The organism is Novosphingobium sp. PP1Y (assembly GCF_000253255.1).
GTDB lineage: Bacteria > Pseudomonadota > Alphaproteobacteria > Sphingomonadales > Sphingomonadaceae > Novosphingobium.
In genome coordinates this window covers 1,982,106-2,008,817 of the sequence record NC_015580.1, presented here as the reverse complement: position 1 = coordinate 2,008,817, position 26,712 = coordinate 1,982,106, and the positions used below count along the sequence as shown (strand labels likewise).

The window sequence follows — 26,712 nt, the reverse complement described above, 5'->3', positions numbered from 1 at the left end:
CCGAAAGAGTCCGGCTCGATTGGGCGGGCCGTTAGCAAAGCGACCGCACAAAGACAAGCAGAAAGGCCTGAAACCAACGGCAATCCGGCCCTACATTCACACAATATAGTGACACGAAGGCCACATTTCAACGCCGGGAGGGGGAGTCTGCTCCCCCCTCTCCCGCAGCCCCAACGGCTTGCGCAGCACAGTCATGCGGGAAGAATTGGATTATTGCCGATTCGCCGCTAAGGCGACGCGATGCCTCATCCCTCCTTTATAGTAGCCTCGCTCTACGTGGCGTTCGGCGGCGGATTCGGCGCCTGGCTGCGATTCCTTGTGGGTCGCGCCTGGGTCGCCGCGATCGGGCCCGTGCGTGCCAGCGATTTCCCCTGGGGAACGCTTACCGTCAACGTCCTGGGCAGCCTGTTCATGGGCCTGCTCGTGGGCTGGCTCGCGCGCTTCGGCAGCCATGGCGAAGGCACCCGCCTGTTCCTTGCCATTGGCGTGCTCGGCGGCTTCACCACGTTTTCTTCCTTCAGTCTCGACATCGTCAGCCTTGCCGAGCGCGGCCAGCTCGGGCTTGCGGCTTTCTATACCGGCATCTCCCTGATCGCCGGCGTGATGAGCCTGTTCCTTGGCCTTTCGATCATGAGGCACGTTGCATGAGCCGCCCCGAAAATAACGACATTGTCCGCCAGTTCACCGTCGGCGCCGACGATGAAGGCGTCCGCCTTGACCGCTGGTTCAAGCGGCACCTGCCGCAAGTCGGCTTCGCCACCGTATCGCGCTGGGCCCGCACCGGGCAGATCCGCGTCGACGGCAAGCGCGCCGACGTCGCCGACCGGCTGAGCGCCGGACAGGTCCTGCGCGTCCCCCCGGGCGGCGAGGTCAAGCCGGGCGGCAAGCCAGCCCGCACGCGCCGCGAGCTGACCGAGGAAGAACTGGAACTCGCCGATTCGATGGTCCTCACGCAGGACCGCGCCGCCATCGTGCTCAACAAGCCGCCGGGCCTTGCCACGCAGGGCGGCTCGGGCATGAAGCAGCACGTCGACGGCCTGCTCGACGCCTATGCGCCTGACGGCCCGCGTCCCCGCCTCGTCCACCGGCTCGACAAGGACACCTCCGGCGTCCTGCTGATCGCCCGCACCCCGGGCAGCGCCGCGTTCTTCTCCAAGCGCTTCTCCGGCCGTTCGGCGAGGAAAATCTACTGGGCTCTCGTGGTCGGCGTGCCCAGCATCTCGGACGGCATGATCGAACTGCCGCTGGCCAAGCAGCCGGGCACCGGCGGCGAGAAGATGCACGTCGACGAGGAAGGCGGCCAGCCCGCACGCACCCGCTACCGCGTGCTCGACCGCGCCGGGAACCGCGCCGCGTGGGTGGAACTGCATCCTCTGACCGGCCGCACCCACCAGCTGCGCGTGCACATGGCGGCAATCGGGCACCCGATCGTCGGCGACGGCAAGTACGGCGGGCAGGACGCCTTCCTGACCGGCACGATCAGCCGCAAGATGCACCTGCACGCGCGCCGCCTGATCATCGACCATCCCGACGGCGCCCCGCTCGACGTGACCGCCCCGCTGCCCGAGCATTTCGCCAATTCGTTGGAGCAGCTCGGCTTCGATGAGGCCGACGGCGCCGAACTGCCCGAAGCTCCGCCCGAGCCGGGCAAGGACGAGCAGAAGCGCGCGGCCAAGGCCCACTCCAAGCAGTACCGCAAGGAACGGCGCGGAGAGCGGCGCTCACGCGGGGACGGCCCGCCGCCGCGCGGCGGCAAACCGGGGGCACGCTCGGGCAAGCCCGCCCGCCCCGGCGGCAAGCCTGCGCGGCCCGGCGGAAAGCCCGGCCCCGGCAAGCCTGCCGGTGGACGGCCGACGGGAGGCCGGAGCGGCGCGAAGAAGCCCGGCGGCCCGCGAGGCAAGCGGTGAAGCTGGCCGTCTTCGACTGTGACGGCACGCTGATCGACGGACAGGCGGCGATTTGCGAGGCAATGGAAGCGACTTTCGCCGAGCACGGCCTCGCCAGTCCGCCGCGCAATACGATCCGCCGCGCCGTCGGCCTGTCGCTGCCGCAGGCGATGCGCCAGCTGCTGCCCGGCAGCGATTTCGAACAGCAGCAGGCCATGGCCGAAAGCTACAAGGCAGCCTTCCGAGCCGCACGCGCCGAAGGCCGCGTTTCGCAGCCCCTGTTCGAGGGGGTCGAGGACTGCCTGCGCACGCTCGCCGCATCGGGCTGGACGCTCGGCGTCGCCACAGGCATGTCCGACCGTGGCCTGGCGCATTGCCTTGCCAACAACGGCATAACCGACCTGTTCGTTACCCTGCAGACCGCAGATCGCCACCCTTCCAAGCCCAATCCGGAAATGCTGGAGCAGGCCCTGTTCGAAGCGGGAGCGCAGCCCGGCGAAGCGGTCATGATCGGCGACACCGGCTACGACATGCAGATGGCGCGGTCCGCCCGCACCCGCGCGGTCGGGGTCGACTGGGGCTATCACCATCCCGAAGAACTGAAGGCGGCGGGCGCCGAATGGGTCGCGGAAACCCCGGCCGAACTGCTGGCCTACCTGCTCAAATGAGCGAGCGCGATCCGGCGGCGGCCCGCTTTGCGGTGATCCAGATCATGCGCCTGCTGGGCGTGGCCTTCGTCGTTTGCGGCATCCTCATCGCCAACGGCACTTACCCCCTGCCTTCGTGGCTGGGCTATATCCTCATCGCCGTCGGCCTGGCCGACACCTTCATCGTCCCCAAAGTTCTCGCGCGGAAGTGGCGCACACCCAAATGAAGCGATTCTACAAGGAAGTTACCGTCGGCGAGACCGACTCAGGCTGGCGCGTCCTGCTCGACGGACGGCCGATCAAGACAGCCGGAGGCCGCACGCAGATAGTGCCCACCATGCCCCTGGCCGAGGCGCTGGCCGAGGAATGGGCCGCACAGGGCGAAGATATCGACCCGGCCGGCTTCGTCCTGCGCGACTTGTGCGATTTTGCCATAGACGCAGTTGCCGTCGACCGCGCCGAGGCGATCCGGGGCATGGTGCCCTACGCCGAGACCGACACCCTTTGCTATCGCGCAGACCCGGAAGATGCGCTCTTCCAGCGCCAGCAGGAGGTCTGGGAACCCCTGCTCAAGAGCGCCGAGGAGCGCTGGGGCCTGACGTTCACCCGCGTTTCCGGCATCATTCACAAGCCGCAGCCGCCCCGGACCCTTGCCCGCCTGGAACAGCTTCTGGGCGAGCAGGACGACTTCACCCTGGCGGGCCTGCGCATGCTCACCAGCCTCGCCGCTTCGCTCGTCATCGGCCTCTTCGCGGCCCAGCCCGATGCGGACAGCGAAACGCTGTGGCGCGCTGCCAACCTTGAAGAGGACTGGCAGATCGAGCTGTGGGGTGAAGACTGGGAAGCCGCAGAGCGCCGCAAGACCCGCCTCGAGGCTTTCGAGCTGGCCATGCGCCTCACCCGGCTCGCCCGCGAAGGCTGAGGCGGGCGGCGTGAAGCTCGTCTTCAGCCGCAAGGGTTTCGACACGACAGCGGGCGGAGTGCCCTCTCCGATCCTGGGCGGCGCACCTGTCTCCCTGCCGATCCCCGCAGCGGACCGCTCTCGCACCAGCTTTGCCGAACGCGGCCTCGGCGAACTGGTGACCGCCCTAACGCGCGGCCGGATCGGCGGCGCCGACCTGTGCCATGACGACCCGATGTTCGGAGACGGGCTGTGCTGGTTCGGCCAGTGCGGCGCGGCGCAAGGTCATCTCATCAAGCACGGCGTCGGCCCGGGCGATCATTTCCTGTTCTTCGGCCTCTTCGCCGATCCCGACACGGGCGAGCGCCATCACCGCATCTTTGCCCACATGCGCGTCGAGGCCTGCGCTGCTCCCGAGGCCCTGCGACAATCCCCCTGCTGGCGCGAACCGCCAAGGCCCCATCCCCACGCCGAAGGCGAATGGCCCGCAAACAATACGATCTGGTTCGGCCCCGGCGCCACGGCACGCAGGGCCGTGGACGAATTGCGGCTGACGCAGCCGGGCGGGCCGCTCAATCTCTGGCAAGTGCCGCCATGGCTGGGAAAACGCGGCCTCACCTACCATGATCGTCCGGAACGCTGGATCGGCCGCCGAGGTCTCGATTCCGCGCGGCGCGGGCAGGAATTCGTCTGCGACATCGGCCGGGCCCGCCAGCCGCGCGCCTGGCTGGAGCGCATGATCGCCCTGATCGAGGACCAGCCCAGCGGCTGAGGTTCACCGCCAAAAGAAAACCCGCCCCGGCCTGAACCGGAGCGGGCTCGCATGCTTGTGGTTGGGAGAGGCTAGAGGCGCCTCACCCTATCCTTGCCAGGCAAGGATCAGAACTGGAAGCCGAGGCCGACCAGCACATTGTGACGGCTGAAGTCGCTTTCGTAGTTCGTGTAGCGATATTCACCCTTCACGAACATGTTGTTGCTCAGCGTGTACTGCGCGCCGGCACCGAGACGGAAGCCGTCGCCGTTTTCGCCGATCGAGTCGCTGTCGACGCCATCGTTATAGGTCAGGCGAACGCGTCCGTTGGCGTAGCCACCCAGAACGTAAAGCTTGGTGCTTTCGCCAACGGTGGTGCCGAGACGGACCACGGCGGCGAGATCGCGGCCGGTCTTCACGCAGAGCTTGTCGCCAACGACGTCAAAGTCGCGGACGCATTCCTTGGTGCTGCTGTCGGCAACGGTGCCCTGAATACCAACGAACATGCCACCCGACAGAGCGACGTCGTAGCCAGCCGAAGCGCCATAGCTCACGCCTTCGTCGGACTCGCCGCCGATGGAAACGACGTCGAGGCCGGTCTCAGCCTGCACCCACGCCTGAGCGTTGGCGGCGGCGGGAACGACGAACAGTGCGGCAGCGGCGCCGGCAATGGCAAACTTCTTCATGTAAAACTCCTGCATTTTCTTATCCTCCCTGCCCGGCAGAACCGGGGGGAGGCGCCGCGTACGGAGAGGATAAAACGCAGTCAATCCATGGAGATGAAAGGAAGTGTGACCCAAAGGAGACGTGTTGCACTGCGGCAACACGGGCATCGCGCAGCGGGGCACCAAAGTCTCGCTAAAGTGCGGATGCAATCCATTGCCAAGAAGTGTGACGGAACATTGCGAAGAATTATTTCGCCCCCACCTCTTTTCATAAGAGGAGACGCCCCCATGGATTGCACATTACTGCAACTACACTTGAAATTTTATCAATTCAGGCTTCGAAATACGCATCCCAGCCCGGGTGTAGCGCCGTCGATCAGCCTTCCTTGACCCAATGCGCGACCTGCCGGGCCACGTCGTTCGCGGCCTGGTTCAACGCGGGACCGACCCAGTCGGCCTTCGGCTCGACGTTGTTGACCACGGATTCGAAGCGGCGCGTGACGATTTCACCACCGGGTTCACGGAGCATGGCGTCGAAGCGGACCACGACGGAACTGCTCGGGGCATCATAGCCCATGTTGAGCAGGCGGCCGCCGATCAGCGTCTTGCCGGTCACTTCGAAATCGCCGCCTTCGACCACCAGCTTGCCGGTTTCGGCTCGCAGCGTTTCGGCAAGCAGGTTGCGGAACTGGCGGGTGGGCTTTTCGATCCACGAAGCGTCCTTGAGATAGGCAACGCTGGATTCGTTGATCTGGACCGGCACGCGCATGACATCGAGGCTGCGGTCGGCCTCGGGATCGAGCACGACGATGGCATCGCTGAGCTGGCCGCTGGCCGTCGCCCCGGCCGGAGCGCTGACATCGGGCGTGAGCTTGATCAGCTGTTCGGGCACTTTCGCACCGAGGCTGATGCATCCCGGCAGCGTCAGACAGGCTGCCGCGATCACCGCCCCGCGCCATGCGCCGGACTTGCGCCAACCGCTCATCGCATTCCCCATCCTGAATTCCGTCATGGCTTGTAGTCCGGCAGTTTCTGGCCCTTGAGCAGCGCACCTGCGCCCTGCTCGTCGATCTTCTCGGTCACGTTGCGCAGCGCCTTGCTGGTCGCGCGAAGGTCACGGATCGCGGCTTCCGCGGCGGGCAGCGTCTGCTGCGAAACCTGACGCAGCGCGGGCTGGGCAGTCTCCATCGTCTTGTCGAGCTGATCCATCGACTTCTGCGCGGAACTGAGCGTGGCGCGCAGCTGCGCCGCCAGCGAATTGCCCTCGCTGCCGAGCAAAGAGTCCGCCTTGGTCGCCACGCCCTCGAATGCGGCGAGCGTCTTGGTCGCCTGATCCAGGGTGCCCTGCAGTTCGCGCACAGTCGCCTCGATCTGCGGCGTGGCGCGCGACAGGTCGCGGGTCATCTTGTCGGTATTGCTCAGGATGCCGGTGATCGAACGCCGGTTCTCCTCGGAGAGAAGCTGGTTGAGGCTTTCGGTCAGGGTGGCGAGACGTTCCAGCAACAGCGGCGCGTTGGAGAGAATCTCGCCAAGGCCTCCGCGCTTGGTCGGGATGACCGGCACGCCTTCGGGGCCCGGTTCGGTCAGCATCGGGGCGCCCTTGACCGCGCCTTCGAGCTGGATGTCCGAAACGCCGGTGAAGCTGCCCTGGATCGTCGCGGACGTACCCACCGTCACCGGGACCTTCTCGTCCACCTTTATGCGCACGCGAATGAAGCTGGGGTCCTTGGGCCACAGCTCGATCTGCGAGATCTGCCCCACGGGAACACCCGCGTAGTTGACCTCGGACCCCTTGGCGAGCCCGTCCACCGACTGCTTGAAGAAGATGTCGTATTCGGTGCGCTCGCCTTCATTGAGGCGGGCGATCCAGATGATGAAGGCCGCCAGCAGCGCCAGCAGCACCAGCGTGACGGCTCCGACCCAGACATTGTTGGCGCGCGTTTCCATGTCCCGTGCCTATGCCCCCGCTCTTCCGGACTTGTCCATGGTCTGCCCTTCGCCCCTTTCGGTCTTCTCTTCATCAACGAGCCCTGACCCTGCATGTTCCGGGTGCACTTCGGGATCGTCCTTGGCCGCCAGTGCGGCGCGGCCGCGCGGGCCGTTGAAATATTCCTGGATCCACGGGTGATCGAGCGCCAGCAGTTCGGGAATCGTCCCGCAGGCGATCACCTGCTTGTCCGCCAGCACCGCCACGCGGTCGCAGATCGCGTAAAGCGTATCGAGGTCGTGCGTGATGAGAAAGACCGTAAGGCCCAGCGTTTCCTTCAGTTCGCGCGTCAGCTTGTCGAAAGCGGCCGCGCCGATCGGGTCGAGGCCCGCGGTGGGCTCGTCAAGAAACAGCAGCTCGGGATCGAGCGCAAGCGCACGGGCAAGGCCGGCGCGCTTCTTCATCCCGCCCGACAGCTCGTTGGGATACTTGTAGGCCGCTTCCTCGGGCAGGCCCGAGAGCTTGACCTTGAAACGGGCGATCTCCTCGCGCAGCTGGTCGGATATCTCCGGGTAGAACTGCTTGAGGGGAACCTCGACGTTTTCGCCCACGGTCAGCGTCGAGAACAGCGCGCCGCCCTGGAACAGCACGCCCCAGCGCGAACGGATGTCGATCTCGTCCTCGTCATCGGCATGTTCCATGTCATGGCCGAGCACGGTGACGGTGCCCGCGGTGGGCCGCTGCAAGCCGATGATCGAGCGCATCAGTACCGACTTGCCGGTGCCCGAGCCGCCGACGACACCGAGAATCTCGCCCTTGCGGACTTTCAGCGAGAGATCCTCGTGGATCACGTGCTCACCGAAGGCGTTGCGCAGCCCCTCGACCTGGATCGGATATTCCTGGGTGTCGCTCATTTCCAGCCGATCTCCGTGAAGAAGATCGCGAAGAAAGCGTCGAGGACGATGACGGTGAAGATCGCGGTGACGACCGACTGGGTGGTGCGGCTGCCCACTTCCTCGGCGTTGGTGGTTACCTGCATGCCCTGATAGCAGCCCGCCAGCGCGACGATCAGCGCGAAGACCGGGGCCTTGAGCAGGCCGATCCACACGTCCGTGATCGGCACCACGGCCTGGGTGCGCTGCAGGAATGTCCAGAACGGAATGTCGAGCGCGAAGTTCGAGATGAAGGCGCCGCCGATGATCGCGAGGATCGCCGACCAGAAGCCGAGCAGCGGCATCATGATCATCGAGGCGAGCACGCGCGGCACCACCAGCGCTTCCATCGGCGAGACGCCGATGGTGCGCATGGCGTCGACTTCCTCGGTCAGCTTCATCGTCCCGATCTGCGCCGCAAAGGCGGAACCCGAACGCCCCGCGACCATGATCGAGGTCATCAGGATACCAAGCTCCCGCATCGAAAGGCGCCCAGTCAGGTTGATGGTGTAGATCTCCGCGCCGAACTGGGCGAGCTGCACCGCGCCCTGCTGGGCAATGACGATGCCGATGAGGAAGCTCATCAGGCTGATGATCCACAGCGAGTTGATGCCCACGTACTGCATGTGATGGACCAACGACTTGACCCGCAGCCGCGAGGGGTGGCGGACGATCGTGCCCAGGCTCATGATGAGTTCGCCCAGGAAGGCGACAGCGCTCATCGCTCCGCGCCCCCACAGGGTCACGACACCGCCGAATTCCGCGACCGTGCGGCGCAGCAGCGGAGGCTCCGGCGCGATCTCCGCTTCCTCCCCCTCGACGCTGCCGATGGCTGCGAAGAGCCGCCGCGCCTGCTCGCTTTCATGAACGATTGCCACGCCTCGCCGGTCGGCAAATCGCGAGACCAGCCACGCGCCTGTCGTATCGATATCGGTAACGCCGGAGAGGTCGATCTGCTGAAAATGCCCGTCGACAGCCTCAAGCTTGTCCTCGAGATCGCCCAGCGAATGCACGCGCAGTGGTCCCTGCAGCGCCAGCGTAGGAACACCGCCTTCGTCGCTTTCCGACAGAGTGAATTCAGCCCATTCCCGCATGTGCGCTCGTATTGGGGGAAAAACCGTGGACCGGCAAGAGGTTCCCCGGCTGCGACGAATTGTTCGCCGCGACGTCGATCCCTTGCTTTCGCAGGGCCGTGCGGCGAAACAAAGGCACGGACCCGCGAGAGGCCGCACTGGCAACTTGCGCGACTTGCCCAGCACTGGCAAAGCGCCGCGCCATGACCGACCAGAATCCCGCGCCTGCGCTCGACAAGACTTTCGACCCCGCCCCGATCGAGGCGAAGTGGTATTCCCACTGGGAAGACAACGGCCTGTTCCGCCCGGAGCGCCCGGACGCGCAGCCGTTCACCATCGTCAATCCGCCGCCGAACGTCACCGGCTCGCTGCACATCGGCCACGCGCTCGACAACACGCTGCAGGACATCGTCATCCGCTACGAGCGCCTGCGCGGCAAGGACGCGCTGTGGGTGGTGGGCACCGATCACGCCGGCATCGCCACGCAGATGGTGGTCGAGCGCCAGATGGAAGCGAAACAGGACAAGCGCACCAACTATTCGCGCGAAGCCTTCGTCGACAAGGTCTGGGAATGGAAGCACGAAAGCGGCGGCACCATCACCCGCCAGCTGCGCCGCCTGGGCTGCTCGATGGACTGGAGCCGCGAGCAGTTCACGATGGACCCGCACTTCACCAGGGCGGTCGTGAAGGTCTTCGTCGATCTCTACAACCAGGGCCTGATCTACCGCGACAAGCGGCTGGTGAACTGGGACCCCAAGCTCAAGACCGCGATCTCCGATCTCGAGGTCGAGACGCGCGAGATGCAGGGCGGTTTCTGGCACTTCAAGTACCCGCTGGCCGACGGCGTGACGCTTGCCAACGGGCAGGACTACATCGAGGTCGCCACCACGCGCCCGGAAACGATGCTGGCCGACATGGCCGTGGCTGTCCATCCCGAGGACGAGCGCTACGAGGCCGTCATCGGCAAGGAGATCCTCCAGCCGATCACCGGGCGCCGCTTCAAGGTGGTGGGCGACGAGCACGCCGATCCGCAGCTGGGCTCGGGCGCGGTGAAGATCACGCCGGGCCATGACTTCAACGACTTCGAAGTCGGCAAGCGCGCCGGAATCAAGCCTGCGGACATGCTCAACATGTTCGATGCCGAAGCCAACGTGGTGCAGACCGCGGATGGCCTGATTCCCGAAAAGTACCTTGGCATGGAGCGCTTCGCTGCGCGCGATGCCGTGGTGGCCGAGATGAAGGAACTGGGCTTCCTCATCCCCCACGTCACCAGGGACAAGGAAGGCAACGAAGTCCTTCACGACGCCGAGCCGCGCACGATCCAGACCCCCTTCGGCGACCGCGGCGGCGTGGTCATCGAACCCTGGCTGACCGACCAGTGGTACGTCGATGCCGAAACCCTGGCCCAGCCCCCGCTCGAGGCAGTGCGCTCGGGCAAGATCGAGATCGTCCCCAAGACCTGGGAAAAGACCTTCTTCAACTGGATGGAGAACATCCAGCCGTGGTGCGTCAGCCGCCAGCTCTGGTGGGGCCACCGGATTCCGGCGTGGTATGCCGAGGACGGCGAAGTCTATGTCGCCGAGACCGAGGAAGAAGCGCAGGCGCTGGCCGGCAACAAGAAGCTGACCCGCGACGAGGACGTCCTCGACACGTGGTTCTCGTCGGCACTGTGGCCTTTCGCCACGCTGGGCTGGCCGGACGAGGACGCGCCGCTGCTCAAGAAGCACTACCCCAACGACCTGCTCGTTTCCGGCTTCGACATCCTGTTCTTCTGGGATGCGCGCATGGCGATGCAGGGCATCCACTTCATGAAGGAAGTGCCGTGGAAGCGGCTCTACCTGCATGGCCTCGTGCGCGCGGCGGACGGGCAGAAGATGTCAAAGTCCAAGGGCAACGTCGTCGACCCGCTCGGCCTGATCGACAAGTACGGCGCCGACGCGCTGCGCTTCTTCATGTCGGCCATGGAAAGCCAGGGCCGCGACGTGAAGATGGATGAAAAACGCGTCGAGGGTTACCGCAACTTCGCGACCAAGCTGTGGAACGCGGCCCGCTTCTGCCAGAGCAACGGCATCGGCGCCTCGACCTCGGTAGAGGCCCCGGCGGCCACGACGGCAGTCAACAAGTGGATCATCGGCGAAGTCGTCGAGACCCTGGCCGAACTCGACAAGGCCATGGCCGAGCTGCGCTTCGACGCGGCGGCGAACACCATCTACCACTTCGTCTGGGACCAGTTCTGCGACTGGTACATCGAACTGGTGAAGGGCAACTTCGACGCGGAGACCAAGGCCGTCGCCGGTTGGGTGCTCGACCAGATACTCGTCATGCTTCACCCCTTCATGCCCTTCGTGACCGAGGAGCTGTGGAGCAAGATGGGCGAGCGCGGCGATTACCCGCTGATCACCGCGAAGTGGCCCGCCCCGAACGCCGCGATCGACGGCGCCGCCAAGGCCGAAGTCGAGTGGCTGATCGCGCTGATCGGCAACCTGCGCGGCGCCAAGGCCGAACTCGGCATTGCGCCGGGCGCACGCCTGACCGCCTACCTTGCCGATCCGAGCGAAGCGACAAGGGCCATCGTCGAGCGCAACGGCGCGGCGATCGACCGCCTTGCCCGCCTCGATGCGATCCACTTCGAAGCGGCCCCGGCAGGCGCACTGCTGCAAGTCGGCGCCGGCGATGCGATGCTGGCGATCCCGCTGGAAGGCGTGATCGACATCGCGGCGGAAAAGGCCCGCCTCGAAAAGGCGCTGGCCGCCTCGCAGAAGGAAGCCAAGTCGCTGGAAGGCCGCCTCTCGAACCCCAAGTTCGTCGAAAAGGCCAAGCCCGAGGCGGTCGAGAAGGCCCGCAGCGACCACGCGCACCACACCGCCGAAGCCGAGCGCCTTGCGGCGGCACTGGCGCGCCTGGGGTAAGCCAGGCGCCTTTGGCCTTCGACAGGCTCAGGGCGGGCGGAGCGAAACGTCTCGCTCCGCCCGCCCTTTTGCCAGGCCTGTCGACGCACCCGCAACGCACCGGCACCACGCTATCTTCACCATTTCCTACACGGGCCGGGTCTGTCACTGTACCGCCATGCCCGTCCCTCAAAGCCCTTGCAAAACAGGTGTAATCAAGGCGGCCCACAGAGCGGTGCCAATTGCCTCTGGACTGTGTAAACCGTGTAAACCTGTCGGAACCGAAACCCGCCTTCGATGCCCCTGATCCTTGCCACGACCACGCCGGGTGAACCAGAAATCTTCGCTTCGCTGCAGGGCGAAGGTGCGTCGATGGGACGTCCGAGCACTTTCGTGCGGCTCTCGCGCTGCAACCTTGCCTGCCAGTGGTGCGATACCGCCTACACCTGGCGTTTCGAGGGTGACAACCGCCCCCACCGCGACGACACTGCCTTCAAGCGCACGGCGAACCAGCTCTCGCTGGCGGAAGCGGACGTGGCGGCGCAGGTTGCTGCCCTGCCTCCCGACCGGCTCGTGATCACCGGCGGCGAACCGCTGCTGCAGGGTCCGGCGCTGGCCCGCATGATCGGTGAACTGAACGCGCTGCGCCCCGGCATGCATGTCGAGATCGAGACCAATGGCTCGGTTGCGCCCCACGCCGCGCTCGATCCGCTGATTCACCAGTTCAATGTCAGCCCCAAGCTCGCCCACAGCGGCAACCCGGCGGACCTCGCGCTGATCCCGCAGCGCCTCGCGGCATGGTCGGCCGATCCACGTGGCTACTTCAAGTTCGTCATTGCCGAGCCGGAAGACCTCGACGAAGTGCTTGCGCTCCAGCAGACTTACGCGATTCCGGGCGAGCGCATCTTCCTAATGCCAGAAGGCCGCTCGAGCGAGGTGGTGCGCCAGCGCTCCGCCTGGCTGGCCGACTTGTGCGTGAGCAGGGGCCTGCGCTTTACCGACCGGCTGCACATCCACCTCTGGGGCGACACGCGGGGAACATGAGCGAAGCGGTATCGATGGAAGCGGAGGCCCTTGCCGAGGGCACTCACGGCAAGACCCAGCGCGGTGACCTGACGCAGGGACCGATCCTGCGCACCCTGCTCCTTTTCTCCATCCCGATGCTGCTGTCGAACGTGCTGCAGACGCTCAACGGCTCGATCAACACGATCTGGGTCGGCCGGCTGCTGGGCGAGAGCGCGCTGGCGGCAACCGCCAACGCCAATATCGTGATGTTCCTCGTAATCGCCGCGACGATCGGACTGGGCATGGCGACGACGGTGCGCGTCGGCCAGCATTTCGGTGCCCGCGACATCGAAGCCCTGCGCGCGACATTCGGCACCGGGCTCGGCCTGTGCGTCGCCCTGTCGGCCGTGACCGGCGCGCTGGGCTGGTACTTCTCGCCCGCCCTGCTCGACGCTCTCGGCACGCCCAAGGCCAGCGTGCACGAGGCCCTCGCCTACTTGCGCGTGATCTTCGTCACCGTGCCGTTCGGGGTGATGTCGATGATCATCTCCATGGCCCTGCGCGGCGCCGGGGATTCCAAGACGCCGCTATACGCCATGATCCTGACGGTCATGCTCGACATCGTGCTCAACCCGCTGCTGATCATGGGCCTGGGGCCCGTGCCCTCGCTGGGGATCGCCGGGTCGGCCATGGCGACGGCCTTCGCCAACTTCTCCGGCACGATGTTCCAGATCCGCCAGATCTACCGCAAGGACCTGCCGCTGCGGCTGCGCGGAGCCGAATTGCGTTATGTAATCCCGCGAAGCGAAGAGCTGAAGTACATCGTGACCAAAGGCGTGCCGATGGGCGCGCAGATGCTGCTTTTCTCATCGGCCGGCGTCATCATGATCGGGCTGGTGAACCGCGAGGGGCTTAACGCCGCCGCAGCCTACGGCGCGTCGCTGCAACTTTGGAACTACCTGCAGATGCCCGCCTTCGCCGTGGGCTCGGCCGTCAGTGCGATGGTGGCGCAGACGCTGGGAGCCGGCAATCATGCCCGCGTCGGCGCAGTGACCCGCGTCGGCGTGCTGAGCAACCTGGCGATGACCACCACGCTCGCCGCGATCATCGTCCTGGCCGACCATCCGCTGCTTGCCCTGTTCCTGGGCGGGAACAGCCCGGCCATGCCGATTGCCGAACGCATCCAGCTCATCTGCACCTGCGCCTACCTTTTCATGTCGGTGACGATGATCCTGTCGGGCACCATGCGCGCCTACGGCGCCGTCGTGGCGCCGCTGATCATCATGGCAATCGCGCTCTACCCGGCCCGCCTTGGCTTCTATTACGCGCTATACCCGCAGATGGGTGGCGATGCCGTCTGGTGGGCCTTTCCGGTAGGGGGCATCGCCTCAATGCTGCTGACAATCGCCTACTATACGAAGGGCAATTGGCGGCGCGCCTTCGCAAAGGACTAGACGCCCTTCGTTCAGCGACCCTGAGCGCGCCAGCGCTGAACCGTGCGCTGGACCATCTCTTCCTCGCCGCCGGACGTATTCCAGAGCTGGGTGAAGGACGGATCTTCCGAAGCCGGACGCTTGAATTCCTCGAGGTCGTCGAAGGAGACGCGGATCGGGATCGAGACGCCCTCGCCGCAGATGATGCACTCGCGGTTGCGCAGCGCCGGTATGGAATCGAGGAAACCGCGCGCACCTTCCGGCATCGCCGCGCGCACGAAAGCCTGGTCGCGGTCGTTGTTGAGGCGCATCGAGATGATCGTGCCGCACTGCGACAGCACGCCTTCGGCAAGGTCTGACGGACGCTGTGTGATCAGGCCAAGCGAGATGCCGTACTTGCGGCCCTCCTTGGCGATGCGCGAAAGGATGCGCCCGACCGAGGAACCGTCGGCGTTCTTCTCGTTGGGAACGTAGCGGTGCGCTTCCTCGCACACGAGCAGGATCGGGCGGGTCTTTTCCTCCCGCGACCAGATCGCGAAGTCGAAGACAAGACGGCTCAGCACCGCAACGACCGTCGAAGTGATGTCCGAAGGCACGCCCGAAACGTCGATGATCGAAATCGGCCGCCCGCGCGAAGGCAGGCGGAACAGCGTCGAAATGAAGTCCGCCATCGTATCGCCGACGAGCATGCCGGAGAACATGAACTGGTAACGCGGATCGCCCTTCAGCTCGTCGAGCTTGTTGCGGATGCGCATGTAGGGCGCGCTGGAGTGGCCCTTGTCGAGCTTGCCCATCGCGTTGCTGATGATGTTGCCCAGGTCCGAGAGCAGGTAGGGGATCGGCGAATCGACGGTGATCTTGCCCATCTGCTCGGCGAGCCGGTTCTTCGAACGCGCCTCGAGCAGGCACTTGCCGAGGATTTCGGCGTCGAGCTGCCGGTCGTCGCCGCGCGAAGTCAGCAGGACTTCGCAATGCTCCTCGAAGTTCATCAGCCAGTAGGGCATCTGCAGGTTGGAGACATCGAGGATCACCCCGGTGCTGCGGAACGCTGCGGAATATTCGCCGTGCGGGTCGACCATGATGATATGGCCTTCGGGCGCATGCTCGCAGATCCGGTGCAGGATCAGTGCCGCGCTGGTCGACTTGCCGGTACCGGTTGAACCCAGCAGCGCGAAGTGCTTGCCCAGCATCGCATCGACATAGAGCCCGGCGCGAATGTCTCGGGTCGGATAGACGTTGCCGATCTGGATCGCGCTGCGTCCGTCGCTGGCATAGATCTGCCGCAGGTCCTCGCTGGTCGCGGAATAGACCGGCGCGCCGGGGACCGGGAAGAAGGTAACGCCGCGGCGGAAGCTGTGAATGCGCCCGGTAAGGCGCTCTTCCTCACCCTCGCCCAGGAAATCGGCGTCGGCGGCGATACCGCCGGGGACCGCATTGTCCTGCTTCTGGTTGCGTACGCTGGCAAGCAGCCAGCCATTGCCGACGCGGATCTTGATCTGGCTGCCGACCTGCCCGGACAGAGCGACGGTGGGATCGGGATCTTGAGAAGACAGGGAAAGTTTCTCGAGATCGAACGCGATGCGCGTTCCGGCACCTGCTACTTCCAGGACCACGCCAATCGGCTCAGCCGTGCTCTTGCGCGTCACGGGTTTGAACGACCCATCGACGTTCCGCTCAGCAGGAGTTGCACGCTCAAACTCATCGATACGCATCTGATCCATCAAGCACCTGGAAAGCCGCCAAGGATCTTGGTTTCTAGGTCTGTCGAGTTAATTTCCGGCTAAAATGCACACACGATTGCATCGACGCACAGGAGCGCCTCTTGCAGGCGCCAGCCAACCTGGGATCAGATCAGTGCGAACAGGCGGCCTGCAAGCCAGCCCATGCCTACCGAGACGAAGACGGCGAGCAGTCCATAGACGAAGCCGTAGTTATCCGAGAAATTCGCCACGGCGCGCTCGAAGCCAAGCTTGCGCACCTCCACTTCGCTCGAGGCCGAAGCGACCACACGACCCTTCGATATCGCAAACGTTTCAGCGGTATAGGTACCGATCGGCACGCTGGACGGCAGGTCGATGCGCGCCTGATAGAGCACCTGTTCGCTCACCTTCACGCTGCCCTCGCTGTCACGATAGAGGCCGTGCTTCTGGTTCAGTTCCACAAGCCCTGCCGAAAACCGCGACTGCTCTTCCGGATTGATCGCCCCAATGGGTGAAAGCTGCAGCCACTGAAGGCCCAGTTCGTAGATGGCGGCGGTCTTGTCGTCGACGATTTCGGAGATGGGGCGTGTCGAGGCGATCGCATAGTAGGACGGAGCGGAGCGGAATTCGGTACTTGCCGCATTGATCCAGATCCCGGCGACCTTCTGCTTCTCGCGCAGGACGATCGACTGAGTCGGCCCCTTGAGAACGACGACGATGTCATAGTCCTGCGCCGCGCGGGAGCCTTCCGGCGTCAGGATCGCTCCGAAGAGGAGCAGTTCGGTGCCGGTGAAGCCTTGCTGGAGATCGACTTCGTGCTGCGAGACTTCGGGCACGAGGATCGGATCGCGGGCTCCCGACAGCAGGAACAGCGCCATCAGCGCGCACAGCGACGCCCGCAGGCGCTTCACAGCGGCGCCATCGTGTAGATGTCGTCAGGCCGGTATCCCAGCCCGAGCGCCATGCGCGCCGCAACCACGAGGACGATGATGGCCAGCACGAGGCGCAGTTTCACCGGGCTCGCCTTCTGCGCGAACTGCGCCCCCAGCTGCGCGCCCGTCACCGAGCCGAACAACAGCAGCGAGGCGAGGACAATGTCGATCGCGTGGGTCGTGAGGGCGTGCATCATCGTCGTCGCCATCGTCACGAACAGGATCTGGAACAGCGACGTACCGACCACGACATTGGCGCTCATGCCCAGGATGTAGAGCATCGCCGGCACGAGGATGAAGCCGCCGCCGATTCCCATGAGCATCGTCAGGATGCCGGTGCCCATGCCAAGCAGGAGCGGCGCAAGCGGCGAAATGTAGAGCCCGGATCGATAGAAGCGCCAGCGCATCGGCAGGCTTGCGACCATCGGGTGGTGGCGCCGCTTCTTCGCCGCCATCGGAACGCCGCTGCGCTCCGCCCTGATCGACTGGATGCTCTCCTTCGCCATCAGGCCGCCGATCGAACCGAGCAGGACAACGTAGAGAATGTTGATGACGGTATCGATCTGACCGAGTTGGGCAAGCAGGTTGAACAGCAGGGCGCCGATCCCGGTCCCGATGATACCGCCCGCGACCATGACTGCGCCCATCTGGTAGTCCACCCCGCCCCGGCGGGTATGCGCGAAGACCCCTGACACGCTCGCACCGGTCACCTGGCTGGCAGCCGATGCCGCGGCGACCGTGGGCGGTATGCCGTAGAAGATCATCAGCGGCGTCGTCAGAAATCCGCCGCCCACACCGAAGATCCCCGAAAGGAGGCCGGTGATCGCGCCAAGGCCGACGATGATCAGGCCATTGACCGAGAGATTGGCGATGGGAAGATAGACGTCCATTACTGCTATCTCGCTACCGCAGCGTGGCGGCGGAGAAAAGCAGCGATTCAGAAACCTGCGGAAAGAGTCACGGCTGGACCCGAATCGGGGTTTGCATTGCCCAGGAAGCGGAAGCGCCAATCGAATGCAAGGCGCCCGAAGGCTCCCCTTCCCAGCGGCCCCGTTACCGTTGCCGAAGGTCCGAAATCGAGCCGCCCGGCCCCTTCCTGGACGCCGCCCCACATGCCGGCACCCAATCGTGCCTGGAAGCGTCCTGCAGAAAACAGGTCGCAATCAGCACGAATCTGGCCATCGGCGAAAGCCGTCGCGAACTTTCCGCCGACGTAGCCTGCCTGTCCGTAAGCCTCGCCGCGCAGGCCCATTGCAAGTTCAAAGGGTGCCAGTTCCGTCACTGCCATTGCGACAGGCTGGAACCTGCGCGTTCCGGCATCGTCGGTCATCCGCCCTTCGACCGCCCCGACGATCGGAAGGCCCGGAACCGGCCGCGCGGAAATACCCAGAGCCGCTGAAGTCTGCCGCACCGTCCCGAGAGTCGAAGTCGAGCGAAGATAGGCCGTCGGTCGATAAGCGCTGCGCGGGGCAATACGATATCGCAGCACCGCGCCCGACTGGCTTGCCCCGTAAGTCGCCGGCAAAGCTCCCTTGACGAGCGCCACATTTCCGCTTCCGCGTATCAGGGCCCAGGCATCGCCGGACCAGCGCTTGGGCTTAACCGCAGCGCCTGCCTCTCGATCCGGCCCCGCCGGTATCCTGGCCGCGTTCGCGCCCGACCCGACGACGGATGGAGGCGCAGGCTGAGCCGCAAGTTGAACGCCCGGCAAATCGTAGATCCCAACGCGCGGCAGCCGATCGAGACCGAACCCGGCCGCAGCCGGGCCATTTGTCAAATCCGCAAGGTCCCAGATTACAGGAAGCCATGCGGGCGCCGTTCGACCCGGCGCATTGTAGCTCCGCTCCTCCAGCCCCGCCCCGTTCCCGAGGAAGCGCGAATCCGATTGCGGGCTCTGTTCGCGCCCGTCGCGAACCGTGGAAAGGCTGGCTTGTGGCGCGGACTGGGGCCCTGCGGTAGCGTCGAAACGGAGCGGTCCAAATTGCCTCACGCCAGCCGGCCCACGCGCACCTTCACTGGCCACGGCTTCCTGGATCAGGGTCGGCGGTTCCCATGTGATGGCGCGACCGCCGATCCAGCCGCCGGCTACTGCGAGCAGCGCAACCAGCGGTTGACCGCGAACCTGGGTTCCTGCGGTCATCGGACGCCTCCAGTCCGGGACGAGACGTGGGCCGGATGGACATCGTGCCGGGTCTTGTCCCAGGTTATCGCCTCCCCGCGCAAGGTCTGGATGTAGCGCGCCAGCGCACGGCGCCCCGCCATGATCGTGATGATGTTGGCAACCGGTATCCGCAGCACGGCGCGCAAGCCTTCGGCCAGGCCATATTCGCGCGCGGTAAACACGAAGCGGACAAGCGCACGCCATAGGAAGCTGGCGAAGCACAACAGAAGCATGGTTCTCAGCGATGACGATATGACCACCTGCGAGTGCCATCCGGCAAGCCGGAACACGCCAAGCACACCTTCCACCAAGAGCAGAATGTAACCCATGCCCAGAACGAGGGCTGTGAGCGGGCCCCGCCTGTCGCGCAGCGCCATCCAGAAATCGGCGAAACCCTGATCCCAGCCAAGCCGGTCCCAGCCCTGAAAGGCGATCCCGTGGATCCAACGCGTCTTCTGGCGAACTGCGTCTTCAAGGCGGGACGGGAAATAAGCGCGGGTGGCAACGAGCTTGCCGTCGGCATCGCGTGCCCGCAGGAAAACCGAACGCCCCCCTTCCCGCCTGACCAGCACGCCCAGTTCATAATCCTCGGTCAGGCACTCCGACGCAAAAGGACCCGGGCCACCCTCCGCATGGCGAAGCCCGGCAATGCGGGCCATGATCTCTCTTGAGAAGCCGCAGGCAACACCTGCCGCCGGGATGGCCGCGCCAAGCGCATTGCGTACGACCAGCGACTTTGCATGGGACTCGGTGAACTCATCCGAGTAGTGCCCGCCAACCCAGGGGGAATTTGGCTGAGGCTCTGGCCAGACCGGCAGTTGCACGAAGTCTGCCTCGGTGAGCGCACCATCGATGACGGCAAGCTCGGCCGGGTGGACCATGTCCTCGGAATCGTGCAAGACTATGCTCTTGAAGCGGTATCCGTACCGCCTCTCATCGTCACATACGGCGGTGTAAAGGCGGTTCAGACAATCTGCTTTGGTCGTTGGCCCGGCATTGTGGTGGATGACGACCCTCACACGTGGATCATTTCCGGCACCTGCCATGGCCGCCGAAACCGTGGCTGGATCGTTGCTGTAACAGCCGACATAAAGGATGAATTCAGCTTGCTTCCAGACCGAGAGTGCATGGTGGATTGTATGGCCGATAACCTGCTCTTCCTGCCAGGCGGCAATGAAGACGGCTGCCCTCCCGGCGAGCGGCGCCTCGGCCGCTTCGCGGCTGACGTATCCCGCGCATGCACGGCCGGTCAATCGCAGCCAGATCCAGCACAAGTCGACGGCGACCTCATCGATCGCCCCCAGAAGAAACCAGAAGGCCGCGAACAGAAGAAGTTCCTGTTCCACAAGTTGCAGGACTGCCATCGCAGACCGTATGACTTCAATCGAGTTCAAACCACCCCCATCCGTCCAATACATGCCAGTTCTCTCACGCGAGCATCACGCAAGTATTCGAACGCACCGTTCACCAGAAAGTCTGACTGAAACAGAATTATGAGCCTGAAACGACACTTCGCCAACAATTTGGCGCGCGCTTTCACAAAGTTAATGGGCGGTGAAGCCTCTGCAGGCGTCCTGCTGATCATCGTCGCAGGGCTTGCACTGGTCGCAGCGAACTCGCCGCTGGCGCATGATTACCATTACCTGTTCCATCATGAACTGTCCTGGACGCCGGTCGCCAAGCTCGACAGTCTGCACCTGTGGATCAACGACGCACTGATGGCGATTTTCTTCTTCGTCGTCGGACTCGAGATCAAGCGCGAGATCCTTGACGGCGAACTGTCGAGCGCATCCAAGCGACGGCTTCCGGTCCTCGCCGCCGCCGCCGGCATGCTCGTCCCTGCCCTCATATATATCGCCACGGCCGGCAGCGGGCAGCCAATGCAGCGTGGCTGGGCCATCCCGGCCGCTACCGACATCGCCTTCGCCGTAGGCGTGCTCGGTTTGCTCGGCAACCGCATCCCGCCCTCGCTTCGCCTGTTCCTGCTGACTGTCGCCATCGTCGACGACCTTGGCGCTGTCGTCATCATTGCGTTGTTCTATACCGCCGAGATCAAGATGATCTGGGGCGTGGGCGCGCTGCTCATGCTAGCCGGCCTGATCCTCGCCAACCGGCGCGGTGTCCACCACTTGTGGGTCTATCTGATACTGGGACTCGGGCTGTGGTACTGCGTCCTGAACACGGGCATTCACGCCACGATCGCCGGCGTCGTCATGGCCTTCACCATCCCGCTTAAACCGCTGCACCGAGGCGACAGCATGTTGCTGCGGCTCGAGCACGCGCTCGTTCCATGGAACAGTTACGTGATCGTGCCGCTGTTCGGATTCGCCAATGCCGGTGTGGCCTTGAGCGGAATCGGCTTCGACGGGCTGCTTGACCCCGTTCCGCTGGGCGTTGCCCTCGGTCTGTTTCTGGGCAAGCAGATCGGCATCTTCTCGGCGATCGTCGTCTCGGACAAGGTCGGCTTTGCCCCGAGACCGGCCGGCGCCTCATGGGTCCAACTCTGGGGCATGGCGGTGCTGTGCGGGATCGGCTTTACAATGAGCCTGTTTATCGGCGCACTCGCCTTTCCAAGATACCCGCTCCTCATCGAAGAAGCGAAACTGGGTGTTCTTGTCGGTTCGCTCTTCTCCTCTCTGCTGGGGTATGCGATCCTGCGCTTCGCCAAATCGCCGACGCCGAGCGCATCCTGAAATTCCGGTGCCGGCCCGAAGGCGGCCGGCACCGCATTCCGGAATCCTACCAACTACCGACGTTCGGCATGCTCACCCAAGGCTCGGTGGGCTCGAGGCGCCCATCGCCTTGCAGGAGTTCTATCGAGATCCCGTCCGGCGTGCGCACAAATGCCATGTGTCCGTCGCGCGGCGGACGGTTGATCGTAACGCCGGCATCCATGAGCCGCTGGCAGGTTTCGTAGATATCATCGACTGCAAAGGCGAGATGGCCGAAATTTCGTCCTCCGGTGTATTCTTCCCGGGATCCGTCTTCCGCTGGCCAATTGTATGTCAATTCAACCTCAGCTTCCTCCTGACCCGGTGCAGCTAGGTAGATCAGCGTGAAGCGCCCCTGATCGCTGGAGAAGCGGCGGGTCTCCTTCAATCCGATCAGCTCGAAAAAGCGCAGAGTCGCGTCGGGATCGCTGACACGGACCATTGTGTGGAGATATCTGAGCACGAAAAATCCTTCATTTCGTCGATAGAACAGAACGGTTCATCGCAGATAAAGCCGTTCGTCGGCATGAATGCAGGCCCAAGAGGGAGACCTGCGATGCCTGATCTTAGCCCAGAAAATGCCGAACGCTCCACCGGGTTCTTCGCCCAGGACACAACGAAACGATGGCTGGCCAGTTCCACCGTTCTGGCGATCGGCATGATCGTCGGCGGCTTCGGTCTGGGCGACGGCCTCAAACGCGCCCAGCATGCAGACAGGTCGGTTACGGTGCGCGGCCTGGCAGAACGGGACGTGACTGCAGACCTCGCAACGTGGACGATCGCCTATTCGGCCAGCGCCGGGAACCTGTCGGAGGCGCAGGGCAGCGTTGATCGCGATACAGCGCAGATCCGCAGCTTCTTTCGCGAACTCGGCTTCCCGGCAGACGCCCTGCAGCCGACTGGCGTCAACGTATCGCAGTACAAGGATAATGGCGTACCGACTTTCACGGTGCGCCAGCGCATGACCTTGCGCAGCACGGACATCAAGCGTGCGCAGGATGCGGTAAGGAAGCAATTCGAGCTGGTTCGCCGCGGCGTGGTGCTCGAGGAAGGTTCAGGCATGTCCTATGCCTTCACCAGGCTTAACGACATCAAACCTGAAATGGTGGCAGAAGCGACCAGGGACGCGCGCGCTGCAGCCGAGCAGTTCGCGAAAGACAGCGGATCGCAGGTCGGCTCCATCAAGAACGCCACCCAGGGTTACTTCTCGATCGATGCCCGCGACGGCGAGACCGGCGGCTATGGCGTCTCTGACACACCTTACAAGAAGGTTCGCGTCGTCACGACCGTCAACTTCTATCTGAAGTGACCTGAAGCAGGCGGAGAAAAACCCGCCCGGAAACTCCGGGCGGGCCCTCCTGCGAATTCAATCGCGTTCAGCTATCGATCAGAACGAGACCGAGAGCGAGCCGACAACGGCACCGTCGACGAAATTGTACGTGGAACCGTCACCGAAGGTCGTGCGGTTGCCCTGTGCATCGACGTACGAAACGCCGACCGACAGGTTGCTGTTGACCGCGAATTCGGCGCCGATCGACCAGTCGAAGGCGGTGCCGTCATTGGTGTAGGTCAGGAAACCGTCGGTGTAGCCAATGTGTCCCTTGAGGCTGACCGGCGTGTTGGGCACGGCAACGCCGAGATCGCTGTAGACGTAGAAGTTGTCGGTGCCGCCGAGCGAGTCCTGCTTCGGAGCGTAGGCAACGCCAACGGTCGCATCCACGGGGCCGAGAGTCTTGCTGAGCGAGCCGTAGAATTCGACGTAGTCGTAGTCACCGGCAGGAGCGTTCGGGTAAGCGTAATAAAGCACGCCGACGTCGCCCGAAACGCCGCTTGCGATCTCACCCGACCAACCGCCGTAAAGGTCGAGCTCGGTGTGACCGTAACCGACGGTGTCCTCGTCCAGCGAAGACCCCCAGGTGCCGACGTAGAAGCCGCTCGAGTGGCTGATGTCGACACCGCCCTGAACGGCAATATCGCCGCCGGAGAGGTCAACGCCGCGGAAGCGGTATTCGGTAACCAGCGATGCATTGCCCGAGATGGTGATGTCCGAAGGGACACCGGCGTCATCGGCAAATGCAGGAGTTGCTGCGAGTGCAGCACCCGCGAAAAGTGTTGCAGCAAAAAGACCACGGACGGACGTAAGCATGTTCATTCCCTCACTAACTTTCTTATCAATGCATCGTCCCACCTGCGCTTGGCCGTCAGTCCTCTTCATGGAACCGATCTTGCCAGCCCAGCAATGCTGCACTGCACCACCGCATGGCACAAGAAAAATTTCGATTGAGCAACACACGAGAAAGAAAGTGTGGATTTTTTGCCACTGCATGAAACGCGAGGCACATTGCCTTGTCCGTCGATCCCTTGAGGCCTATAACCCGCTCACCAGAATGTTCACGAAGATCCGCACCATGCTGGGACGTCAAAAAGCGGCCCAAATTCCGAGCCTGAATTCAGGAGATCGGATCTATGCCATTGGTGACATCCATGGCCGAATTGACCTGTTCGATTCACTCATCGGTGCCATTGAGCAGGACGATGCCGCCAAGGCGCGCGCAAACACCACAGTGATCCTGCTGGGTGACCTGATCGACCGCGGGCCAGACAGCGCAGCTGTTGTTGCACGCGCGAGGGAGTGGGCGAGAAGCCGCCACCTGGAATTTATCAAGGGCAACCACGAGGAAATGCTGATTGCCAGCCTCGAGAACGCCGATGTCCTGCGCGGCTTCTTGAAATACGGCGGGCGCGAGACAATCATGTCGTATGGCATCGACGAGGCTTTCATCGACCATGCGAAGCCCGAAGAGCTGCAGCAACGCATGATCGAGGCGATCCCGCGCGGCGACATCGAATTTCTCGACAGCTTCACCAAGCTGATCCGCAACGGCGACTATCTGTTCGTGCATGCCGGAATCCGGCCTCAAACGCCGCTCGATCACCAGCTTGGCCGTGATTGCCGCTGGATAAGAGAGCCGTTTCTCAGCCACAATGGCGATTTCGGCGCATTCGTCATCCACGGCCACACGATCGCCGAGGAGCCGCAGGTGCGCAGCAACCGTATCGGCATCGATACGGGCGCTTTCGTCTTCGGCGCGCTGACCGCCATCGGAATCGAAGGAACCGAGCGCTGGTTTCTCCAGGCACGCGAAGACGAAGCCGGCGCCATCTCCACTTTTGCCGCGGCGGCCTGATCATTCATTCTGAAAAGTCGGCTCGCGTCAACGACGCGAGCCATTTGCCGGGGAGCCTGTAAGCCGGGTTCTGTGCCTGGCGTGGTCTCCCAAGACTGGGACCTTACGCCGCGGCGGCAGCCATTCCTCTCGGCGACGCATTGCCGCGCCGCTCCAGCGACCAACCCGGGCTGCCTGGGTCCGAAACCGACCCGCCTGTCGGCCCGAAAGCCTAAGGCCAGCAGCCCCTATTCGGTCTTGCTCCGGGTGGGGTTTGCCATGCCGCTTGCCGTTACCGGAAGCGCGGTGCGCTTTTACCGCACCCTTTCACCCTTGCCTGCCTCGCGAAGAGGCATCGGCGGTCTGCTCTCTGTGGCACTTTCCCTAAGCTTCCCCTCGCCTGCGCGAGAGTCGCCCGGCGGGCGTTACCCGCCACCCTTGTTTCGTGGAGCCCGGACTTTCCTCGGCCTTTGCCTTGCGCATCAAGAGCCTGACGAAGGACGCGGCTGCCCAGCTCCCCGGCGAGCGCTCACCTAGCACGACCGGTGTCACGCTCCAACAAGAGTTCGAACAGGATTCCCCCGATCTCCCCATCGATTTCACCATCGATGATCTCTGGCCGCCAGCGCCGCTGGAAAGCCCGCACGGCGGCGCGCCCATCGGTGATGTCGTAACCGAACCTTTCCAGCGCGAGGTAGAAGGCCCCCGGATTGTCGTAGAACAGGTTCATCTTGGCCTTGGGAATATCGAGCGCGAGGCCTAGTTCGCCGAGCCTGACCCAGTCGAAGTACTCGCCCGGGTCCTGCTTGCGGGCCGGCGCAACGTCGGAATGACCGACTACGTTGGCGCGCGGAATGTCGTGACGATCCATGATATCCGCCAGGAGCGGCAGCAGCGCATCCATCTGCGGCTCGGGGAACGGGCGATAGCCGAATTCATGCCCCGGATTGACCAGCTCGATCCCGATGCTGGCCGAATTCACGTCAACCTCGCCGCGCCAATAGGAGCGCCCGGCATGCCAGGCCCGCTTTTCCTCCGGCACGAGGTTGGTGACGACCCCGTCTTCGTCGATCATGTAGTGAGCGGAAACCTCGGCCTGCGGATCGCACATCCGCTCCAGCGCTTCCTGCGCAGACTTCATGCCGGTGTAATGCAGCACGACCATCGAGATCGGCCGTTTGCGCATGTTGCAGTTGGGAGACGCGACGACGTGATTGACCAACCATCGATTCATCGTCGGGCTCCCATCTGAGCGATACCTGCGATCCTTCAGGCCCCCGGAAGAACCGCGCCGAGTACCAGCGCATCTTCGGCGAGGGCAAACTGCAGCCCGCCCCCGGCATCCTGCGCCAGTTGGTGCAGCATCGCCGCCGGGGCGGTCCGGCTCGACAGTTCGCCTTCCGGCAGTGAGCCTTCCAGCGCGCGGCCGATATCACGGTCGAAGGCGATCCGCGGACCGGCGGAACGTACCACGATCTCGCTCGCCCCGTCGCGCAATTCCGCAGCGAAGTCGATGGTACCGCCGCGGGGCAGGGCCTCGATGCCGATCAGCCCGAAATTCAGCAGGGTCTTGATCGCGGGCTTGGGCATGACATCGCTGGCCAAGGCCCAGTTGACCGAGATACGCGCATTGCTGGCAACCAGTGCATCGATCAGGGCCCGCGCCTCGTTCACCGGAATCATTTCACCGAAGCCGCCGGCGGCGCCGAAAGCAAGGCGGAAGAACTTGAGCTTGTCGGCCGATACGCGCGCGCTCTGGTCGAGCAGCTCGAAGCAGCGCTGGCGCATCTCCGGGTCCTTCTCGTCCGCCAGCAGCTCAAGGCCGTTGGTCAGGGCACCGACCGGGCTGAGCATGTCATGGCAAAGGCGCGAACACAGGAGGCTGGCAAGTTCGACGGGACTGATGGTCATCAATCAAAGGCTCTCGTTTTTT

General features: G+C 64.1%; 26 protein-coding genes and 1 other RNA gene. 12 read left to right on the top strand and 15 right to left on the bottom strand.

Features of this window, described 5'->3' with window-relative positions:
• Positions 1 to 240: 240 nt before the first annotated feature.
• Genes crcB through PP1Y_RS15630 form a run of 6 tightly spaced genes read left to right on the top strand, consistent with a single transcriptional unit; the run spans position 241 to position 4,206 of the window.
• On the top strand, positions 241 to 648 hold the full coding sequence (gene crcB, locus PP1Y_RS15655; RefSeq protein WP_013833098.1) for a fluoride efflux transporter CrcB: 408 nt from the start codon (positions 241 to 243) through the stop codon (positions 646 to 648).
• Entirely contained in the window at positions 645 to 1,907 is a 1,263-nt protein-coding gene (locus tag PP1Y_RS15650; protein ID WP_013833097.1) for an RluA family pseudouridine synthase, read from the top strand. Before crcB ends, PP1Y_RS15650 begins: the two co-directional genes overlap by 4 nt.
• Positions 1,904 to 2,554, top strand: a complete 651-nt coding sequence (locus tag PP1Y_RS15645; RefSeq protein ID WP_013833096.1) for an HAD-IA family hydrolase — start codon at positions 1,904 to 1,906, stop codon at positions 2,552 to 2,554. Before PP1Y_RS15650 ends, PP1Y_RS15645 begins: the two co-directional genes overlap by 4 nt.
• Entirely contained in the window at positions 2,551 to 2,760 is a 210-nt protein-coding gene (locus PP1Y_RS15640; protein ID WP_013833095.1) for a hypothetical protein, read from the top strand. Before PP1Y_RS15645 ends, PP1Y_RS15640 begins: the two co-directional genes overlap by 4 nt.
• Positions 2,757 to 3,455, top strand: coding sequence for an ATP12 family chaperone protein (locus PP1Y_RS15635; protein ID WP_013833094.1), 699 nt, complete (start codon positions 2,757 to 2,759; stop codon positions 3,453 to 3,455). Before PP1Y_RS15640 ends, PP1Y_RS15635 begins: the two co-directional genes overlap by 4 nt.
• Before the next feature lie 10 nt (positions 3,456 to 3,465).
• Positions 3,466 to 4,206, top strand: a complete 741-nt coding sequence (locus PP1Y_RS15630; protein ID WP_041558908.1) for a hypothetical protein — start codon at positions 3,466 to 3,468, stop codon at positions 4,204 to 4,206.
• A 107-nt stretch (positions 4,207 to 4,313) separates the two neighbouring features.
• Here PP1Y_RS15630 and PP1Y_RS15625 read toward each other — a convergent pair whose 3' ends face one another.
• The 5 genes from PP1Y_RS15625 to PP1Y_RS15605 form a co-directional block, all read right to left on the bottom strand.
• On the bottom strand, positions 4,314 to 4,871 hold the full coding sequence (locus tag PP1Y_RS15625; RefSeq protein ID WP_013833093.1) for an outer membrane protein: 558 nt from the start codon (positions 4,869 to 4,871) through the stop codon (positions 4,314 to 4,316).
• Positions 4,872 to 5,226: 355 nt separating this feature from the next.
• Positions 5,227 to 5,835 carry an ABC-type transport auxiliary lipoprotein family protein gene (locus tag PP1Y_RS15620; RefSeq protein ID WP_013833092.1) on the bottom strand — a complete coding sequence of 203 codons (609 nt, stop codon included), beginning with the start codon at positions 5,833 to 5,835 and terminating at the stop codon, positions 5,227 to 5,229.
• A 23-nt stretch (positions 5,836 to 5,858) separates the two neighbouring features.
• The gene (locus PP1Y_RS15615; protein WP_013833091.1) at positions 5,859 to 6,797 is read right to left on the bottom strand and encodes an MlaD family protein; all 939 of its coding nucleotides are present in this window, start codon (positions 6,795 to 6,797) and stop codon (positions 5,859 to 5,861) included.
• A 9-nt stretch (positions 6,798 to 6,806) separates the two neighbouring features.
• Positions 6,807 to 7,691 (bottom strand): ABC transporter ATP-binding protein, encoded by an 885-nt coding sequence (locus PP1Y_RS15610; protein WP_013833090.1) that lies wholly within the window; start codon positions 7,689 to 7,691, stop codon positions 6,807 to 6,809.
• Positions 7,688 to 8,803: an ABC transporter permease gene (locus tag PP1Y_RS15605; protein ID WP_013833089.1), complete on the bottom strand. Its 1,116-nt coding sequence runs from the start codon at positions 8,801 to 8,803 to the stop codon at positions 7,688 to 7,690. Before PP1Y_RS15605 ends, PP1Y_RS15610 begins: the two co-directional genes overlap by 4 nt.
• 182 nt (positions 8,804 to 8,985) lie before the next feature.
• Between PP1Y_RS15605 and PP1Y_RS15600 the strand changes: the two genes are divergently transcribed.
• From PP1Y_RS15600 to PP1Y_RS15590, 3 genes are all read left to right on the top strand, one after another.
• Positions 8,986 to 11,691 (top strand): valine--tRNA ligase, encoded by a 2,706-nt coding sequence (locus PP1Y_RS15600; protein ID WP_013833088.1) that lies wholly within the window; start codon positions 8,986 to 8,988, stop codon positions 11,689 to 11,691.
• Positions 11,692 to 11,967: 276 nt separating this feature from the next.
• On the top strand, positions 11,968 to 12,714 hold the full coding sequence (locus PP1Y_RS15595; protein ID WP_013833087.1) for a 7-carboxy-7-deazaguanine synthase QueE: 747 nt from the start codon (positions 11,968 to 11,970) through the stop codon (positions 12,712 to 12,714).
• Positions 12,711 to 14,129, top strand: a complete 1,419-nt coding sequence (locus PP1Y_RS15590; protein ID WP_232512391.1) for an MATE family efflux transporter — start codon at positions 12,711 to 12,713, stop codon at positions 14,127 to 14,129. The genes PP1Y_RS15595 and PP1Y_RS15590 overlap by 4 nt, the downstream gene beginning before the upstream one ends.
• Positions 14,130 to 14,140: 11 nt before the next feature.
• On the opposite strand, the gene PP1Y_RS15585 is transcribed toward PP1Y_RS15590, so the two are convergent.
• The 5 genes from PP1Y_RS15585 to PP1Y_RS15565 form a co-directional block, all read right to left on the bottom strand.
• The gene (locus tag PP1Y_RS15585) at positions 14,141 to 15,829 is read right to left on the bottom strand and encodes an ATP-binding protein (protein ID WP_013833085.1); all 1,689 of its coding nucleotides are present in this window, start codon (positions 15,827 to 15,829) and stop codon (positions 14,141 to 14,143) included.
• A gap of 125 nt (positions 15,830 to 15,954) precedes the next feature.
• The gene (locus tag PP1Y_RS15580) at positions 15,955 to 16,719 is read right to left on the bottom strand and encodes a TIGR02186 family protein (RefSeq protein ID WP_013833084.1); all 765 of its coding nucleotides are present in this window, start codon (positions 16,717 to 16,719) and stop codon (positions 15,955 to 15,957) included.
• The gene (locus tag PP1Y_RS15575) at positions 16,716 to 17,630 is read right to left on the bottom strand and encodes a sulfite exporter TauE/SafE family protein (protein WP_013833083.1); all 915 of its coding nucleotides are present in this window, start codon (positions 17,628 to 17,630) and stop codon (positions 16,716 to 16,718) included. The genes PP1Y_RS15580 and PP1Y_RS15575 overlap by 4 nt, the downstream gene beginning before the upstream one ends.
• A 47-nt stretch (positions 17,631 to 17,677) precedes the next feature.
• The gene (locus PP1Y_RS15570; RefSeq protein WP_013833082.1) at positions 17,678 to 18,880 is read right to left on the bottom strand and encodes a hypothetical protein; all 1,203 of its coding nucleotides are present in this window, start codon (positions 18,878 to 18,880) and stop codon (positions 17,678 to 17,680) included.
• Positions 18,877 to 20,265, bottom strand: a complete 1,389-nt coding sequence (locus tag PP1Y_RS15565) for a glycosyl transferase family protein (RefSeq protein ID WP_013833081.1) — start codon at positions 20,263 to 20,265, stop codon at positions 18,877 to 18,879. The genes PP1Y_RS15570 and PP1Y_RS15565 overlap by 4 nt, the downstream gene beginning before the upstream one ends.
• Before the next feature lie 129 nt (positions 20,266 to 20,394).
• Between PP1Y_RS15565 and nhaA the strand changes: the two genes are divergently transcribed.
• Positions 20,395 to 21,594: a Na+/H+ antiporter NhaA gene (nhaA, locus tag PP1Y_RS15560; RefSeq protein WP_051010044.1), complete on the top strand. Its 1,200-nt coding sequence runs from the start codon at positions 20,395 to 20,397 to the stop codon at positions 21,592 to 21,594.
• A 46-nt stretch (positions 21,595 to 21,640) separates the two neighbouring features.
• On the opposite strand, the gene PP1Y_RS15555 is transcribed toward nhaA, so the two are convergent.
• The gene (locus tag PP1Y_RS15555; protein WP_013833079.1) at positions 21,641 to 22,075 is read right to left on the bottom strand and encodes a VOC family protein; all 435 of its coding nucleotides are present in this window, start codon (positions 22,073 to 22,075) and stop codon (positions 21,641 to 21,643) included.
• Between the two features lie 195 nt (positions 22,076 to 22,270).
• Between PP1Y_RS15555 and PP1Y_RS15550 the strand changes: the two genes are divergently transcribed.
• Positions 22,271 to 22,921 (top strand): SIMPL domain-containing protein, encoded by a 651-nt coding sequence (locus PP1Y_RS15550; protein ID WP_148275107.1) that lies wholly within the window; start codon positions 22,271 to 22,273, stop codon positions 22,919 to 22,921.
• Positions 22,922 to 22,999: 78 nt separating this feature from the next.
• On the opposite strand, the gene PP1Y_RS15545 is transcribed toward PP1Y_RS15550, so the two are convergent.
• Positions 23,000 to 23,758 carry a TorF family putative porin gene (locus tag PP1Y_RS15545; protein WP_013833077.1) on the bottom strand — a complete coding sequence of 253 codons (759 nt, stop codon included), beginning with the start codon at positions 23,756 to 23,758 and terminating at the stop codon, positions 23,000 to 23,002.
• A 241-nt stretch (positions 23,759 to 23,999) separates the two neighbouring features.
• On the opposite strand from PP1Y_RS15545, the gene PP1Y_RS15540 reads away from it, so the two are divergent.
• Positions 24,000 to 24,800, top strand: a complete 801-nt coding sequence (locus PP1Y_RS15540; protein WP_013833076.1) for a metallophosphoesterase — start codon at positions 24,000 to 24,002, stop codon at positions 24,798 to 24,800.
• 43 nt (positions 24,801 to 24,843) lie between these two features.
• Here the strand turns inward: PP1Y_RS15540 and rnpB are convergent.
• From rnpB to PP1Y_RS15530, 3 genes are all read right to left on the bottom strand, one after another.
• Positions 24,844 to 25,301: RNase P RNA component class A (gene rnpB / locus PP1Y_RS24820), an RNA gene on the bottom strand.
• Positions 25,302 to 25,308: 7 nt separating this feature from the next.
• The gene (locus PP1Y_RS15535; RefSeq protein ID WP_013833075.1) at positions 25,309 to 26,013 is read right to left on the bottom strand and encodes an N-acetylmuramoyl-L-alanine amidase; all 705 of its coding nucleotides are present in this window, start codon (positions 26,011 to 26,013) and stop codon (positions 25,309 to 25,311) included.
• A gap of 35 nt (positions 26,014 to 26,048) precedes the next feature.
• A complete protein-coding gene (locus tag PP1Y_RS15530) occupies positions 26,049 to 26,690 on the bottom strand; it encodes a histidine phosphotransferase family protein (protein WP_013833074.1) in 642 nt (213 codons plus the stop codon).
• Positions 26,691 to 26,712 lie beyond the last annotated feature (22 nt).